17 protein-coding genes are annotated in these 15,518 nt (G+C 41.6%); 3 read left to right on the plus strand and 14 right to left on the minus strand.

Features of this window, described 5'->3' with window-relative positions; all coding sequences use genetic code 11:
- Window positions 1-341: 341 nt before the first annotated feature.
- The 4 genes from V7783_RS17630 to V7783_RS17645 all read right to left on the minus strand — a co-directional run bounded on the left by V7783_RS17630 (window position 342) and on the right by V7783_RS17645 (window position 3,854).
- Complete coding sequence (locus tag V7783_RS17630; RefSeq protein ID WP_335679838.1) at window positions 342-518, minus strand: hypothetical protein; 177 nt, start codon at window positions 516-518, stop codon at window positions 342-344.
- Between the two features lie 153 nt (window positions 519-671).
- Window positions 672-1,802, minus strand: coding sequence for a sodium ion-translocating decarboxylase subunit beta (locus tag V7783_RS17635; protein ID WP_335679839.1), 1,131 nt, complete (start codon window positions 1,800-1,802; stop codon window positions 672-674).
- An 11-nt stretch (window positions 1,803-1,813) separates the two neighbouring features.
- Window positions 1,814-3,598: a sodium-extruding oxaloacetate decarboxylase subunit alpha gene (oadA, locus tag V7783_RS17640; protein WP_335679840.1), complete on the minus strand. Its 1,785-nt coding sequence runs from the start codon at window positions 3,596-3,598 to the stop codon at window positions 1,814-1,816.
- Between the two features lie 10 nt (window positions 3,599-3,608).
- A complete protein-coding gene (locus tag V7783_RS17645) occupies window positions 3,609-3,854 on the minus strand; it encodes an OadG family protein (protein ID WP_335679841.1) in 246 nt (81 codons plus the stop codon).
- Window positions 3,855-4,376: 522 nt separating this feature from the next.
- On the opposite strand from V7783_RS17645, the gene V7783_RS17650 reads away from it, so the two are divergent.
- Both V7783_RS17650 and V7783_RS17655 read left to right on the plus strand, forming a co-directional pair.
- Window positions 4,377-4,550 (plus strand): DUF1328 family protein, encoded by a 174-nt coding sequence (locus V7783_RS17650; protein WP_016709848.1) that lies wholly within the window; start codon window positions 4,377-4,379, stop codon window positions 4,548-4,550.
- A gap of 57 nt (window positions 4,551-4,607) precedes the next feature.
- Complete coding sequence (locus tag V7783_RS17655) at window positions 4,608-4,799, plus strand: hypothetical protein (protein ID WP_064666403.1); 192 nt, start codon at window positions 4,608-4,610, stop codon at window positions 4,797-4,799.
- Between the two features lie 71 nt (window positions 4,800-4,870).
- Here V7783_RS17655 and pdxJ read toward each other — a convergent pair whose 3' ends face one another.
- The 10 genes from pdxJ to rpoE form a co-directional block, all read right to left on the minus strand.
- Entirely contained in the window at window positions 4,871-5,602 is a 732-nt protein-coding gene (gene pdxJ, locus V7783_RS17660; RefSeq protein WP_335679842.1) for a pyridoxine 5'-phosphate synthase, read from the minus strand.
- A 37-nt stretch (window positions 5,603-5,639) separates the two neighbouring features.
- On the minus strand, window positions 5,640-6,332 hold the full coding sequence (recO, locus tag V7783_RS17665) for a DNA repair protein RecO (protein WP_335679843.1): 693 nt from the start codon (window positions 6,330-6,332) through the stop codon (window positions 5,640-5,642).
- A 17-nt stretch (window positions 6,333-6,349) separates the two neighbouring features.
- Window positions 6,350-7,282: a GTPase Era gene (gene era / locus V7783_RS17670; RefSeq protein WP_335679844.1), complete on the minus strand. Its 933-nt coding sequence runs from the start codon at window positions 7,280-7,282 to the stop codon at window positions 6,350-6,352.
- The gene (rnc, locus tag V7783_RS17675) at window positions 7,272-7,949 is read right to left on the minus strand and encodes a ribonuclease III (protein WP_335679845.1); all 678 of its coding nucleotides are present in this window, start codon (window positions 7,947-7,949) and stop codon (window positions 7,272-7,274) included. The genes era and rnc overlap by 11 nt, the downstream gene beginning before the upstream one ends.
- Window positions 7,950-7,951: 2 nt before the next feature.
- Window positions 7,952-8,887: a signal peptidase I gene (gene lepB, locus V7783_RS17680; protein WP_335679846.1), complete on the minus strand. Its 936-nt coding sequence runs from the start codon at window positions 8,885-8,887 to the stop codon at window positions 7,952-7,954.
- 39 nt (window positions 8,888-8,926) lie between these two features.
- Window positions 8,927-10,714, minus strand: a complete 1,788-nt coding sequence (gene lepA, locus V7783_RS17685; protein ID WP_335679847.1) for a translation elongation factor 4 — start codon at window positions 10,712-10,714, stop codon at window positions 8,927-8,929.
- 69 nt (window positions 10,715-10,783) lie between these two features.
- Window positions 10,784-11,233 carry a SoxR reducing system RseC family protein gene (locus V7783_RS17690; RefSeq protein WP_335679848.1) on the minus strand — a complete coding sequence of 150 codons (450 nt, stop codon included), beginning with the start codon at window positions 11,231-11,233 and terminating at the stop codon, window positions 10,784-10,786.
- 12 nt (window positions 11,234-11,245) lie between these two features.
- A complete protein-coding gene (locus tag V7783_RS17695) occupies window positions 11,246-12,202 on the minus strand; it encodes a MucB/RseB C-terminal domain-containing protein (RefSeq protein ID WP_335679849.1) in 957 nt (318 codons plus the stop codon).
- 4 nt (window positions 12,203-12,206) lie between these two features.
- Complete coding sequence (locus V7783_RS17700) at window positions 12,207-12,818, minus strand: sigma-E factor negative regulatory protein (RefSeq protein WP_335679850.1); 612 nt, start codon at window positions 12,816-12,818, stop codon at window positions 12,207-12,209.
- 1 nt (window position 12,819) lies between these two features.
- Complete coding sequence (rpoE, locus tag V7783_RS17705; RefSeq protein ID WP_064666393.1) at window positions 12,820-13,401, minus strand: RNA polymerase sigma factor RpoE; 582 nt, start codon at window positions 13,399-13,401, stop codon at window positions 12,820-12,822.
- 259 nt (window positions 13,402-13,660) lie between these two features.
- Between rpoE and nadB the strand changes: the two genes are divergently transcribed.
- Complete coding sequence (gene nadB / locus V7783_RS17710) at window positions 13,661-15,286, plus strand: L-aspartate oxidase (protein ID WP_335679851.1); 1,626 nt, start codon at window positions 13,661-13,663, stop codon at window positions 15,284-15,286.
- The last annotated feature ends 232 nt before the right edge of the window (window positions 15,287-15,518 follow it).

The following is a 15,518-nucleotide window of genomic DNA, read 5'->3' on the forward strand; positions in this document are numbered from 1 at the left end:
CGGTCAGCGGTCAGCGGTCAGCGGTCAGCGGTCAGCGGTCAGCGGTCAGCGGTCAGCGGTCAGCGGTCAGCGGTCAGAAAATATAAAACCGTTGTTATGTAAGTAGCAACGGTTTTTTGTCGAGCTGTCAGCCATTTATAAAAATAAATAGAAGAAATGAAAACACGCGATAATGCAGGTTTTTTGATGCAGACTGAGAGGGTATTTTTTCGTTGGCTTTCGCGGTGCTCAACCGCAACCTACATAGCCTATTTTAACGCCGAGCAGCTTAAAACTTACAGCTTACCGCTCCTAGCTGCCCCAAACCCTAAAACTGACGGCTGACGGCTGACGGCTATACTCTACCTCACCAACACATAAATTAATTGCACTACCAATGAAATCATCACTAATGGCCAGATATATTTGGCGTATTTTGTTGCGCCGTCTAAGCCCATTTTTGACTGGTACTTTTCAAGTAGTGGAATGAGAATGACAAGTGCGACAAACAAGGATATTAAAATCACGAATATATTCATATCATTCCTTTTAAAATCAGATTATTAGTAAGACGAAATTCGAGTATACCTAAAAAGCGAGCAAAAAAAAGCGCAGTAAATACTGCGCAGTCGGTTGGAAGTAAAAAATTACCTCACCATACTCAGCTCGCTGGGTATGGCTTCATGATTTGTTTAGCCTACCAGTGCTAATAAAATACCCGCAGCGACAGCACTTCCCAGTACTCCTGCTACGTTTGGTCCCATTGCGTGCATTAACAAGAAGTTATGTGGGTTACTTTCAAGGCCCACCTTATTAACTACTCGTGCAGCCATTGGTACAGCTGATACACCTGCAGCACCTACTAACGGGTTGATAGGGGATTTAGAAAACTTGTTCATACCTTTTGCCATGAATACGCCTGAAGCAGTACCGATTGCAAAAGCCAAGGCGCCGAGCACTAAAATACCAAGCGTCTCTACCGTTAGGAACTTATCAGCAGCCAGTTTTGAGCCTACTGCGAGTCCTAAAAAGATAGTGGTGATATTAATGATCTCGTTTTGCGCACTGTTACTTAAACGATCAACTACGCCTGATTCACGCATTAAGTTCCCTAGGCAGAACATCCCTACTAACGGTGTCGCAGCGGGTAAAAATAGCATTGTTAACGTAAGTACCATCAGCGGAAAAATGATTTTTTCCTTTTTAGATACTGTGCGTAACTGCGGCATTTGAATTTTACGTTCTTCTGGTGTGGTTAACGCACGCATGATCGGCGGCTGAATAATTGGCACCAATGCCATATAAGAATAGGCAGCAACCGCAATAGCACCCAATAAATCAGGGGCTAATTTAGACGCTAAGAATATTGCTGTAGGTCCATCAGCGCCGCCAATAATCGCAATAGCCGACGCGTCTTGCAGAGTAAACTCAAAGCCTGGCACATAGTTTAGTAAAATTGCGCCAAACAAGGTTGCAAAAATACCAAATTGCGCCGCTGCGCCCAGTAATAACATACGAGGATTTGCTATTAAGGCACTAAAATCAGTAAGAGCACCTACGCCCATAAATATCAACAGCGGAAACACGCCAGTATCGATACCGATATGATAAACGTAATACAGTAAACCACCTGGGTCTGATAAGCCCGCTACGGGGATATTAGTTAATATTGCACCAAAGCCAATAGGTAATAATAATAATGGCTCAAAGTTGCGGGCAATGGCGAGATACAACAATAAACACCCCACTGCGATCATAATAAGCGCAGGGAATGTAAAATTAGCAATACCAGTTGCTTGCCAGAGGTTTAATAATGCATCCATCCTCTGCTCTCCTAAGCTAGTGCAATCATAGCGTCGCCCGTTGCCACTGAATCACCTTCAGCAACAAGAATTTCAGCGATGGAACCGGTGTGAGTTGCGCGGATTTCAGTTTCCATTTTCATCGCTTCCATGATGATCACAACATCGCCTTCATTGACCGTTTGCCCTGCTTTAACCTTAATTTTAAAGATGTTACCTGCAAGTGGCGCGTTGAGTGTTTCACCCGATGCAACCGATGCAGATTGCGGAATAAGTTCGCTATCTTTAAGTGTTACTTCTTTAAGCTCTCCGCCTTGGGCTACAACAACGTCATAAACTTTACCGTCAACTTTTACGCTGTATTGCTCAGCTTTAACGGTATTGTTGTTACTTGGTTTATTGCTAGCAGGCTGCTCTTTATTAGCTGATTCAGTACTTGGTGCAGCTTCAAAGGCATCTGGGTTATTACGATTTTTAATGAACTTCAAACCAATTTGTGGGAATAACGCATACGTTAAAACATCATCGATTTGTTCATCAGCAAGCTCTAGACCTTGCTCTTGCGCTTCTTTTAATAACTCAGCTTGTAGCGATTCAAGCTCTGGCTTTAATAAATCGGCAGGACGGCAAGTGATCACTTCTGCGCCATCAAGCACACGCTCTTGCAATTCTTTGTTCATTGGCGCAGGTGTTAGGCCATATTCGCCTTTAAGTACGCCAGCTGTTTCTTTCGTAATAGTTTTATAGCGCTCACCAGTTAATACATTTAATACTGCTTGAGTGCCGACAATTTGTGATGTTGGTGTAACTAAAGGTAGGTAGCCTAAATCTTCACGAACACGTGGGATCTCAAGTAATACTTCATTCAATTTATCCGCAGCGCCTTGCTCTTTCAGCTGGTTTTCCATATTTGTAAGCATGCCCCCTGGCACTTGCGCTAATAAAATACGACCATCAACACCTTTTAAGCTACCTTCAAAAGCGGCATATTTTTTACGAACATCACGGAAATAAGCCGCGATTTCTTCAAGCTGATTTAAATCAAGTTCGGTATCACGCTCTGTACCTTCAACAATCGAGACAATTGTTTCCGTAGCACTGTGCCCGTAAGTCATACTCATTGATGAAATGGCGGTATCAAGCATATCTATGCCTGCGTCAATTGCTTTTTGATATGTCGCGGTGCTTAGACCGGTTGTTGCATGGCACTGCATAGCAATTGGAATAGAAACCGTTTCTTTTAATGCTTTGATTAATTCTTCTGCATCATAGGGTTTTAATAAACCAGCCATGTCTTTGATACAAATTGAGTGACAACCTAAATCTTCAAGTTGCTTAGCAAGCGTAAGCCACATATCAAGCGTATGCACTGGGCTCACTGTATATGAAATTGTACCCTGCGCGTGTGCGCCCACTTTAATAGCCGCTTTAATAGCAGTTTCAAGGTTGCGAACATCATTCATCGCATCAAAAATACGAAATACATCTACACCGTTTTGATGTGCGCGCTCAACAAATTTTTCCACCACGTCATCAGCATAATGACGATAGCCTAGTAAGTTTTGACCACGAAGTAGCATTTGTTGTTTAGTATTTGGCATGGCTTTTTTAAGGGCGCGAATACGCTCCCAAGGATCTTCACCTAAATAACGAATACATGAATCAAACGTCGCTCCACCCCATGACTCAATTGACCAGTAGCCTGCATCATCTAGTTTTTCGGCAATTGGTAGCATGTCATCTAAACGCATACGCGTTGCTAATAATGATTGATGCGCGTCTCTAAGTACTAATTCGGTTAATTTTAATTTAGCCACAAGTCACCCCTTATAGTTTTTGTTTATTTTTGTACTGAGCGATAGCTGCACTGATCGCCGCAATGTGCGCACTTGGCACACCTGGTGCTTTGATTGACGGTGTGCGCACAGGCGCTATAACCGGCTGTTCAAAACGGCTCGCTAATTTAGACATGATGGTAATTGCTGAAATCAACAACGAAAGAAAAACGAAAACGCCTACCATACCGGTGATCATTAAGTTTGCTGCTGTAGCTAGTAACTGACCTATATCCATGCTGCTCCCCTTGATTCTCTTTACCCAACCTCATTGCTAGGTAAAAAACCACTTTATTTAAATAATTATGCACCAATCATAACAAAGAAACAGACCAAGTCCAACACCTTGTAAATTGGTAAAACCAATTAATATAAATCTAACATACCCTCAGCAAAGTTAACACACTACATTTTGCTATAATTTTACGAGATATAGACGATAAAAATAGTGAATATAGCTATAGATTATAAGTACAGGTTTACCAAACTCGGTAATAGCTACTTATTATAAGCAGCTATCCATCGTTTTGCTGGCCTTCGTACAACAAAGGTTAAAATGGTCTTACCAAGAATTTAATTGCTCAATGTTGATTTTTACAGTGGCAGGAATAACTTACATGTAAAGCAGTAAAAAATTCCCACACCTAAAAAAGAGAAATACTCACAAAACACATAACACACTGATATTAATTAAGTTAATATTCTGGCACGCAACTAGCATTACTTACTTCGAACAATTTGACAAACCAAGGAGACGACAATGTTACGCTGGACAATTACATTTTTAGTTATTGCACTTATTGCTGCAGTGTTAGGTTTTGGTGGCATCGCAGGTGCCGCAGCAGGAATTGCTAAGATTATCTTTTTTATCTTTATAGTATTGTTAGTTATTTCACTTATTTCAGGTGCATTGCGTGGCAACGTCCCTAAGTGATCCCAATTAAGGTCTAACAAAATTAATAAAACATTACATTTTACAAGGAATTACATTATGAAATCGACTACAGTAAAAACAGCCGTTATCGCCCTTTTCGCTAGTTTTTTTATCATGGGTTGTGAAGACAATCACGCAGAAGAAGCAGGCGAACGCATTGATGAAGCAGTGACTGATGTGCAAAACAAAGTAGAAGACGCCTGTGAAGAAGTTAAAGAAGGCGTGAACGCCGAAGAAACTAACTGTTAATATTTATATTAACAGTAATAAAAAACGACTCTCTTGAGTCGTTTTTTATTGTCTGTATTATCACTGTAAAATTATGCTCTGGCTTCAAGCATTAAGCGCTTCATGTCACGTACGGCTTTATCTAAACCATCAATCGCAGCGCGCGCTATAATTGCGTGGCCAATATTAAGTTCATAAATCTCTTCCATCGCCGCAATCGGTTTAACATTATGATAATGCAGACCGTGCCCTGCGTTTACTATTAAACCTAAGCTGGCTGCATACTTTACACCTTGGCGTATATGCTCAAGTTGTTTTTCAAGTTCGGCATCGGTTTCTGCATCAGCATACGCGCCAGTGTGTATTTCAACATAAGGGGCATTACATGCTTTTGCCGCATCGAGTTGTGCTTTGTCGGCATCGATAAATAACGAGACCTTAATACCTGCCTCTGCAAGCATCGCTGTTGCGACTTTAATTTTATCGAAGTTACCGACCACATCCAAACCGCCTTCAGTGGTGAGCTCTTCGCGTTTTTCAGGCACTAAACACACATACGCAGGCTTTACTTCGAGTGCAATCGCTAACATTTCATCGGTAACGGCAATTTCGAGGTTCATACGTGTTTGGATTGTTTTAGCCATCACATATACATCGCGATCTTGGATATGACGTCTGTCTTCACGTAAATGAATGGTAATGCCATCTGCACCAGCATGCTCGGCAACACTTGCGGCATGCGCTGGATCGGGGTAGCTGGTACCGCGAGCTTGGCGTAAAGTAGCGATATGATCAACGTTTATACCCAAAAGAATATCTTTCATTTTTTTACCTGTAAAAATAACGGTTACAAATACCGTACTAAGATTGCGGTTTAAAAAGCTCGCGACTTTTTAATGGTTTTTTACCTAGTAAAGGCTTCATTAAATGACGACTTAATTGTTTTGCCATATATAACACATCCGGTGCGCTAAAGTCATGGGCTGCAATTGCATTTAACTGGGCACCAGAAAAACCACTGCCGATTTGCTCTTGTGCAACAAACCCGTATTCAGCAAAATAGCTATAGGTTTGTTCTTGAGCTATCGGTTCTCCGGCGGCATCAAAACTAAAATCAACGCCATAACCTAACAATTCCAATAATTGAAATTCATAAGAGCGTAATACAGCTTGTAAATTAGGGTGTTGGTTAAGTTGTTGCAGATGAGTTTTATACAGTTGATAAACATGATCAATGGGTTCATTAATTGGCACAATACGATTGGTCAACTCATTGAGGTAAAAGCCACAATAAAGCTGATCTCCTACTAATGGTGATTGCGTACCGTGTAGTTCAAAACGTTGAATGTATTTGAGATCGTGCTTACCGGTGTAATTAACCAATAGCGTTTGGAAAGGTTGTAACTGGGCTTTATGCTTGGTTGCTTGGCGGCCACTGACTCGGGCCAACATACGTAACTGGCCAACGCCCTCTACTAGCATATCAAGCATTACTTGTGAGTCACTAAATGGACGTCGGTGTAATAAGTATGCTGTGTAGAAGTCGCTATCCATAAATATTACTTAGGCTATTAATCTTCACCATAGCCTAAGCTGCGTAGTGCACGCTCGTCGTCAGCCCAACCTGATTTAACCTTTACCCAAAGCTCTAAGAATACTTTGTTATCAAGCATTTCTTCGAGATCTTTACGGGCTTCTCGGCCTATCACTTTAAGCTTTTCGCCTTTATTACCAATAACCATGCGTTTTTGCGTTTCGCGCTCAACTAAAATCAGGCCATTAATATGCCAAATACCATTGTCTTGCCATTTGAACTGTTCAATTTCAACAGTCACAGAATACGGCAATTCTTCACCCATAAAACGCATCAGCTTTTCACGAATAACTTCAGCCGCCATAAAGCGCATTGAACGGTCAGTCACATAATCTTCTGGGAAGTAAAATTCACACGGTGGTAAGCGTTTTGTCACTTCATCTTTGATAAGGTCGATATTTTTACCTTGTGTAGCCGAGACAGGCATAATACCCACAAAGTCAAACTTCTCACCTAACCACTTCATATGTGGCAGGACCAGATCACGGTCCTTTACTTGATCAATTTTATTGATCACTAATAGAACCGGTTTACCATTTTGCTTTACTTTATTAAGTACCATTTCATCGTCGGCATTCCAGTGAGTGCCTTCAACAACAAAAATGACCAGCTCAACATCACCCAATGAACTAGATGCTGCACGGTTCATTAACCGATTGATGGCGCGTTTTTCTTCAACATGCAAACCAGGAGTATCAACATATACTGCTTGGTGTTTGTCGACCGTATGAATACCCATAATACGGTGACGTGTTGTTTGTGGTTTACGCGAAGTAATACTGACTTTTTGCTCAATGATTTCATTAAGCAAGGTAGATTTACCGACATTTGGGCGGCCAACAATAGCGACCATGCCGCAAAAGGTATCAACATCACCGTTGTGAGGTTGGATCAATGTATCAAGATTCATTTTTAAGTATCTTTAATGCTTTTTCAGCAGCTTTTTGTTCAGCTTTACGACGAGAGCTGCCCACTGAGATAATGCTATCCATACCTTCAACAATACATTCTACCGTGAACGTTTGATTGTGCGCCTGACCTTTAGTATCCACTACAGTATAGCCTGGCAAAGGTAATTTGCGGGCTTGTAAGTACTCTTGCAATAGTGTTTTTGGATCTTTTTGATTCAGCCCAGGTGATATAGCGTCTAAACGCGTTTCATACCAAGCTAAAATCAACTCACCACACACATCGATACCTGAGTCTAAAAATACAGCACCTATGATTGCTTCAACGGCATCGGCTAGGGTTGACTCACGTCTAAAGCCACCGCTTTTAAGCTCACCTGGCCCTAAGCGCAGGTAATCACCTAAACCAAACTCTAAGCCAAACTCGGCTAAGGTTTGCCCACGCACCAGTGTCGAGCGCATGCGGCTCAAGTCACCTTCGCGTGCTTTAGGGAACTTACTGTATAAAGCATTCGCAATAACGAAACTTAAAATTGAATCACCTAAAAACTCTAAGCGCTCATTGTGTTGACCTTTATGACTGCGATGCGTCATCGCCTGCTCAAGCAATACTTGATCAATAAAGGTATACCCTATTTTGCTATATAACTCTGTTACATTTTTTTTCATTGTTACTGAATATTACCTAGGCGTTCAAAACGAACACCAGTTGGAACCCAGCCTGGTAAAATGTCGTCTGGGCCATTCTCAAATTCAAAACTCATCCATATAAAGACAGCTTTACCCACCAAGTTTTCTTTTGGCACAAAGCCCCATACGCGACTATCTTGGCTGTTATCGCGGTTGTCACCCATCATAAAATAATGATCAGCCGGTACTACCCATTCATCAGAACGTGTACCCGGTTGTTGATAGTAACGCCCTTTCATTTCCAGCGCTTCAGGGTTTATTAAAATATCATGTTTTAGCGTAGTTAAATTTTCATTTAAACGCACTAAATCCATAGAGCCTTGTTTAAATTCATCACGGTTGATGATTTCCATATCAATTTTATTAAATTCATTACATAGTAAATCACCTTGTTGTGCTTCTCCTTCTGCACAATTTGGCTGAATATATAAACGCTTGTCACGATAAACAATTTTATCACCAGGCAAGCCGATAGCACGCTTAATGTAATCTACACGCTCATCTAAAGGGTATTTAAATACCACAATATCACCGCGTTCAGGCTCAGCAACATCGACTAATTGGGTGCGCCAAACCGGGTCTTTGATACCGTACGAATATTTTTGCACTAAGATAAAGTCACCTACTAATAAAGTCGGCATCATTGAACCTGATGGAATTTGAAACGGTTCAAATAAAAACGATCTAAAAATAGTAATTGCCGCTATCATTGGGAATATAGATTTAGCTGTTTCCGTGATAGTCGGTTCAGGTGCGATCAATGCAACAGTTTCTTCATCTAGCTCGCCGCCTGCAGAACTCTGCGCCAGAGCTAAGCGTTGCTGCCTTTTTGGTGCAAACATAAAATGGTCAATTAACCAAATTAAGCCCGAACCAAGGGTTAGCAACACTAAAAATATTGAAAAATAACCTGCCATGCATTACATCCTTTATCTTACGTAATTGGATTACGAAATTTATTTACCAACTTTAAGAATTGCTAAAAATGCTTCTTGCGGCACTTCAACGTTTCCGAGTTGTTTCATTCGTTTTTTACCATCTTTTTGCTTTTGAAGAAGCTTTTTCTTACGACTCACATCACCACCATAACACTTGGCTATTACGTTTTTACGTAACTGCTTTACAGTAGTACGAGCAATAACATGTTGGCCTATTGCAGCTTGAATCGCAATATCGAACATTTGACGAGGAATTAATTCCTTCAATGCATCAGCTAATTGACGGCCACGTGATTGTGCGCTGTCTCTGTGGACAATAATCGCAAGAGCATCAACACGTTCACCATTAATTAAAATATCTACGCGAACCATGTCAGATGTTTGAAAATACTTAAAGTTATAATCAAGTGAAGCAAAGCCACGACTGGTTGATTTTAACTTATCAAAGAAGTCCATCACCACTTCAGCCATCGGCAGTTCGTAAGTCACAGCTACTTGCTTGCCGTGATAACTCATTTTGGTTTGCATACCACGTTTTTCGATACACAAGGTAATGACACTGCCTAAATATTCTTGTGGGACAAGGATATTGGCCTCAACCATTGGCTCACGAATTTCTAAAATATCGTTTACCGCAGGTAAATCAGATGGGTTATCAATCTGTGTAGTGCCTTCTTTAGTCACAACTTCGTAAATTACCGTTGGTGCTGTCGTAATTAAGTCGATGTCGTATTCACGCTCTAAACGTTCTTGAATGATCTCCATGTGTAGCATGCCTAAGAAGCCACAACGAAAACCAAAACCTAGCGCTGTTGAATTCTCTGGTTCAAAGAATAACGACGCATCGTTTAAGCTTAATTTATTCAGTGCATCACGAAATGATTCATACTCATCAGAGGCAATTGGGAACATACCCGCATAAACCTGTGGCTTAATTTTTTGAAAGCCTGGTAAGCGCTCTGGCGCTGGGTTTTTCTGATGGGTGATGGTGTCACCCACCGGTGCACCATGAATTTCTTTAATGCCTGCAATCACAAAACCTACTTCACCGGTTCTTAAAACCCCTGTGTTAGTTTGTTTTGGTGTGAAAATACCCACCTGATCGGCAGTATGGATATGCTCGTTCGACATAATTTTTATTTTATCGCCAGTGCGTAGTTCACCGTGCTTAATACGCACAAGTGATACAACGCCCTGATACGGGTCAAACCACGAATCAATAATCAGTGCTTGTAACGGTTGGTCCTTTTCACCTACTGGTGGTGGCACATCCTTGACAATCATTTCAAGTACTTCAGCAATACCCACGCCTGTTTTAGCGCTACATTGCACGGCATCTAAGGCGTCAATACCAATAATATCTTCAATTTCTTCGGCTACGCGAAGTGGATCTGCTTGCGGTAAATCGATTTTATTCAGTACCGGGATAACTTCTAAATCCATTTCAATTGCGGTGTAGCAATTTGCCAATGTTTGCGCTTCAACACCTTGGCCAGCATCAACAACCAATAATGCACCTTCACAGGCAGCTAGTGAACGCGATACTTCATAAGTAAAGTCAACGTGTCCCGGGGTGTCGATAAAGTTAAGTTGGTAAGTCTCGCCATCATTGGCTTTATAATTTAGCGTTACACTTTGCGCTTTGATGGTGATACCACGCTCGCGCTCAATATCCATTGAATCCAATACTTGCTTTTGCATTTCGCGGTCTGTTAAACCACCACAAACTTGGATCAAACGATCTGAAAGGGTCGATTTACCGTGGTCAATATGGGCGATGATCGAAAAATTACGGATATGCTTCATAAACTGGATTCTAAACTTCTATTTTAATGGACTAAGTGTATAAAGCCGCAATTTTACATTTAATTGGCTTCAATCACCATCTATTTGAGTTAAAGGAAGGCTAATTGGGTGAATTTTTATTACTTTTACATCATGTCGAAGGCTTTTCACTCGGCTCTTAGCAATCGCGAAGCCAGCAAAACCACCGCCTATAGCGGCAATAATTTGCAACCACTCAGGCGCAGAAAAAACCTCTGCGGTCGTTAACGCAAAGACTAAACTTAACACCAAAGGCAACATATACACAGCAAAAGCATGCTTTACCATATGACTGTCATCAAGCGACAGGGTCACTTTTTGTCCAACCGCTACAGGAACTTCAAATCGATAGGGAAAGGTTTTTTTAGCCGTGCCAAATAGCTTGCTAAAAACTTGTGAGCCACAACGGCCATTACAACCTGCACACGCTTGTTTTTGTTGGGCTTCTAAATGCGCAGTGGTGCCTTCAATCGACACCACTGTAAGAGTTTGTTCTATCATTATCAGCTTATATTACAAAGGTCTTGCAACCGACTCAGCAATTGCTTTAGCTGTCGTTGCTGGGATATTCCCGACTACCGACACATCAAAGCTACCACTATTATGCACATACACTGTCGTTGCGCCAGATGACAAGGCACCACTTGGTCTGCGACCTGGCAATGGACGTTGTACAAAAATAGAAACTTCTACAAAGCCGTCTGAATAGAGATAATAATCAGTGAGCTCATTATTCAAATCCAATTTATGTCGGTCTGATTTAAGTAAGCTAAAACCACCAGGTAACCACCCTATTTGCCAGTTATTACTACTTGTATTTGTTTCACTTTGAGAAATTGCCGTCGCAGGTAATGGCGTTGGAAACTCACGGTTCAGCATTTCAAGTAATATTGCCGCAGGCTCTTCGGTAACACTAATATGAGTTAGTTGTAACTGTTCTAGCATCTCACCGGCTTGGTTAACGTATGCAGACTTAAGTAAGAGTGATGATTCTGCATCTAGCCATAGCCAGTAATTAAATTTATATTCGTCTTTTGATTCGATACGAACAAGTTGCGCAGCACGTCCAGCAATACGGCCTTTGCCACCTAAGACAAAATCATAATGCTGGCTTAACCTTTCAATATCTTTAAACAATACTTCAGGGATTGGACCCGCGATAGAATCAGTATCAATTGAATAAGGCTCAGACTGGGGTTCAAAATAGGTGACCTGGCTATCGATACGAACCATTTCAAGGCCTGCACCATTGAGTAAACTCAAATGTTCAAGTTCGGTATTACCTTGTTTGGCATGTAACCAACGGTATGGTTCCATTGATTTTCCTTTGACGACCACAAATGATGCGTCAAAGTTACGGTTATGTACGGCGTCAGCCATTTTCAACAATAGCTGTTTTGCAGGGTTTTCGTCGTTAGCAAAGGCAGGAGCCATTAATACCAACGACAAAATAAAAGTAATTACTTTCATTTAATTAGTTTTTTTCCTCTTCGGCTTGCGCCTCAGTGTGAGCTTTTTCTAATGAATATGCAACACGTGCTTGACGTTGATGCTCTAAAACTAATGCGCCAATACGCTGTTGCTGCAACTCACGCAAACCTTGCTCTGCATTTTGTAAAGCCGGTTCTGATGAGTAACTCACCGGTGAAGCCATACCAGTAACAGGTGTTGTTTGTAACATTGGAATTTCATTATTTGGAGAATTCTCACCTTGTGGTAAGGTCTGAATACCAACGATTGCAAACATCGCAACACTCGCTGCAATAGCAAGTTGTGCCACAGGTTTACGCCAATTAAATGCTACGACGTTGTCGCTGCTTGTTGCCGCGATGGCTGCAGACTGAGACTCTTTTTGAGTAAAATCAGCGTAGACAGGCTCACTTTCGAGCGCTTTTGCCACACTATCACTAATATCAAAGACAAAGGCATCTTCAGACTCAGCACGCATTACATCACCGATTAGCGCATAACGTCCTAAAGTTGCTGCATCGTGTTGCGCAATAACTTCATCAGTTAATGATTGTTCGCCGTCAAGTAATGCGGATAGATGCTGATTATCCAACTTGTTAACGTGTGCTTTTGTCATATTAAGACTCGCCTATTAATGGGTTTAATTTGTTATCAATTGCTTCACGGGCACGGAAAATACGCGAACGTACCGTCCCGACTGGGCAATCCATCACCACGGCTATTTCTTCATAGCTCATCCCCTCGATTTCTCGTAGGGTGATCGCAGTTTTAAGATCTTCAGGCAAACTATCAATGGTGTTAAAAATCACTGCGCGAACTTCTTCGCTTAATAACAGGTTCTCAGGTGATGCATTTGAACGCATTGCATCCGCGCCATCATAAAACTCGGCGTCGTCAGCATCTATATCATTTGCTGGCGGTTTGCGGCCCTGAGCCACTAAGTAATTTTTAGCACAATTAACGGCGATACGGTATAACCAAGTATAAAAGGCACTGTCCCCTCTAAAGTTTGGAAGTGCGCGGTACGCTTTAATAAAAGCTTCTTGTGCAACATCAGCAATATCGCCTTGATTTGAAACATAACGTGAAATCAAACCGGCTATTTTATTCTGATACTTCTTTACTAAAAGATTGAAGGCATTTTTATCGCCTTGCTGGACCCTTTTTACTAGCGCTAAATCCAAATCCTGCTCGCTCATTCGAGCCGGTACTCCTCTGTCTGATTATTGCTTGTCATTCATATCCTGCCATTGTTTACAAATACTCTGACTACTGTATGAATGAAAAGTTCGGTTTAATATTATTTTTTTATAAAATAGACCATAAATTAGCGCGCAAACGATTAAAATCACTAATAGTGTCGCGCCAAATATGATACATATACGCCTATCATAATATTATTTGCTCATTACTATTTATAAACGAGTATCGGGCATTGTAACCGCAAAGACCACGGACATGAACCAAAATAAACACCACATCGCGGATGTCGCTATAATTGGTAGCGGCGCTGCCGGCCTCTCATTAGCACTTTCTTTAGCTAATCACTGCAACGTTACCGTGATCAGTAAAGGTGAATTAACGGAAGGTTCCACCCTGTATGCGCAAGGCGGCATTGCCGCCGTGTTCGATAAAAAGAATGACAGCATTGAATCACATGTGCAAGACACCTTAGATGCTGGCGGTGGTTTATGCGATCGAAATGCCGTTCATTATACTGCAAGTAATGCCCCAGATTGCCTACAATGGCTAATCGAGCAAGGCGTGCCTTTTGATATGGAGTTTGATAGTAAAGGTAAAGAGCGCTTTCATTTGACCCGTGAAGGTGGCCATAGTCATCGTCGTATTTTACACGCAGCTGATGCTACAGGGCGAGCGGTACAAACAACGTTGATAAGCCAAGTGCAAGCTCATGCCAATATCACTTTACTAGAGCAATATAATGCCATTGATTTAATCGGGGATAAAAAGTTAGCGCAAACAGGCAAACACATTCATGGTATCTATATGTGGAATCGCTGTGCTAAACGAGTTGAAACTATTTCAGCTAAGTTTTTTGCCTTGGCCACCGGTGGTGCTAGTAAAGTCTATTTATATACTTCAAACCCAGATGTATCCAGTGGTGACGGCATAGCTATGGCCTGGCGTGCGGGATGTCGCGTGGCAAATATGGAATTTAATCAATTTCATCCAACCAGCTTATATCACCCAGAGCTACAAAACTTCTTAATCACGGAGGCAATGCGTGGTGAAGGTGCATATTTAAAACGCCCAGATGGCACACGCTTTATGAAAGACTTTGACGAGCGTGAAGAACTTGCCCCGCGAGATATTGTTGCACGCGCTATCGACTTTGAAATGAAGCGCTTAGGTGCAAATTGTGTGTATTTAGATATTAGTCATAAAGATAAAGATTTTATCATTGAGCACTTTCCTACCATTTATGCAAAATGCTTAAGTGTCGGTCTTGATATCACAAAAGATCCCATTCCGGTGGTCCCTGCTGCGCACTATACGTGTGGCGGTGTGATGACTGACTTTAATGGTAAAACCGATTTAGATAACTTATATGCTATTGGTGAAGTTGCTTATACAGGCCTGCATGGCGCAAACCGTATGGCTAGTAATTCGCTGCTTGAATGCATCGTATTTGCGCATGCTGCAGCAAAAGATATTTTAGCTAAAATACAACACAGCCCAGCCTTAAAAGAGTTACCGGTATGGGATGAAAGCCGCGTGACTAACTCAGATGAGGAAGTGGTGATCACCCATAACTGGCATGAGTTACGGCTGTTTATGTGGGATTATGTTGGCATTGTCCGCTCAACTAAGCGCTTAGAGCGCGCATTACACCGAGTTGAATTACTGCAGCAAGAAATTCGTGATTATTATGCTAACTTCCGAGTTAGCAATAATTTACTTGAACTTCGAAATTTAGTGCAAGTTGCTGAGCTTATTATTCGCAGTGCGATGGAGCGTAAAGAAAGCCGAGGTTTACATTACACCATTGACTACCCACAGTTAAATGACAACCCAACGCCCACTATTTTGACTCCTTTTGCTCACGACGAGCAGCCAAAGTAGCACGCTTCAATCTGATAAAGCTTTGCTCATCAACCCCGCTGGCGTTAATTATAAGCCAGTGGGAGTTTGCAAATCCGTCAATATATAGCCAAACACTGCGCTGGTAAACGCGGCTTCGATTACTAATCTGACCATTTATTTTTAACGTATTGTTTTCAAAACGACATTGCGGGGGCGCTAAAATAAATACGCCTTGCTGAGGGTGAGATTTTTTGTACCATTGCCAACTTAT

Origin of the sequence: Pseudoalteromonas sp. (assembly GCF_036960685.1) — a bacterium.
Classification (GTDB): domain Bacteria; phylum Pseudomonadota; class Gammaproteobacteria; order Enterobacterales; family Alteromonadaceae; genus Pseudoalteromonas.

What these genes read in the sequence shown, in the direction of transcription:
- lepB (WP_335679846.1), bottom strand. Translation starts at nt 8,887, where the DNA reads ATGGCAGGTTATTTTTCAATATTTTTAGTGTTGCTAACCCTTGGTTCG.
- lepA (WP_335679847.1), bottom strand. Translation starts at nt 10,714, where the DNA reads ATGAAGCATATCCGTAATTTTTCGATCATCGCCCATATTGACCACGGT.
- V7783_RS17645 (WP_335679841.1), bottom strand. Translation starts at nt 3,854, where the DNA reads ATGGATATAGGTCAGTTACTAGCTACAGCAGCAAACTTAATGATCACC.
- rpoE (WP_064666393.1), bottom strand. Translation starts at nt 13,401, where the DNA reads ATGAGCGAGCAGGATTTGGATTTAGCGCTAGTAAAAAGGGTCCAGCAA.
- V7783_RS17690 (WP_335679848.1), bottom strand. Translation starts at nt 11,233, where the DNA reads ATGATAGAACAAACTCTTACAGTGGTGTCGATTGAAGGCACCACTGCG.
- nadB (WP_335679851.1), top strand. Translation starts at nt 13,661, where the DNA reads ATGAACCAAAATAAACACCACATCGCGGATGTCGCTATAATTGGTAGC.
- V7783_RS17655 (WP_064666403.1), top strand. Translation starts at nt 4,608, where the DNA reads ATGAAATCGACTACAGTAAAAACAGCCGTTATCGCCCTTTTCGCTAGT.
- recO (WP_335679843.1), bottom strand. Translation starts at nt 6,332, where the DNA reads ATGGATAGCGACTTCTACACAGCATACTTATTACACCGACGTCCATTT.
- era (WP_335679844.1), bottom strand. Translation starts at nt 7,282, where the DNA reads ATGAATCTTGATACATTGATCCAACCTCACAACGGTGATGTTGATACC.
- V7783_RS17635 (WP_335679839.1), bottom strand. Translation starts at nt 1,802, where the DNA reads ATGGATGCATTATTAAACCTCTGGCAAGCAACTGGTATTGCTAATTTT.
- V7783_RS17630 (WP_335679838.1), bottom strand. Translation starts at nt 518, where the DNA reads ATGAATATATTCGTGATTTTAATATCCTTGTTTGTCGCACTTGTCATT.
- V7783_RS17700 (WP_335679850.1), bottom strand. Translation starts at nt 12,818, where the DNA reads ATGACAAAAGCACACGTTAACAAGTTGGATAATCAGCATCTATCCGCA.
- pdxJ (WP_335679842.1), bottom strand. Translation starts at nt 5,602, where the DNA reads ATGAAAGATATTCTTTTGGGTATAAACGTTGATCATATCGCTACTTTA.
- V7783_RS17695 (WP_335679849.1), bottom strand. Translation starts at nt 12,202, where the DNA reads ATGAAAGTAATTACTTTTATTTTGTCGTTGGTATTAATGGCTCCTGCC.
- V7783_RS17650 (WP_016709848.1), top strand. Translation starts at nt 4,377, where the DNA reads ATGTTACGCTGGACAATTACATTTTTAGTTATTGCACTTATTGCTGCA.
- rnc (WP_335679845.1), bottom strand. Translation starts at nt 7,949, where the DNA reads ATGAAAAAAAATGTAACAGAGTTATATAGCAAAATAGGGTATACCTTT.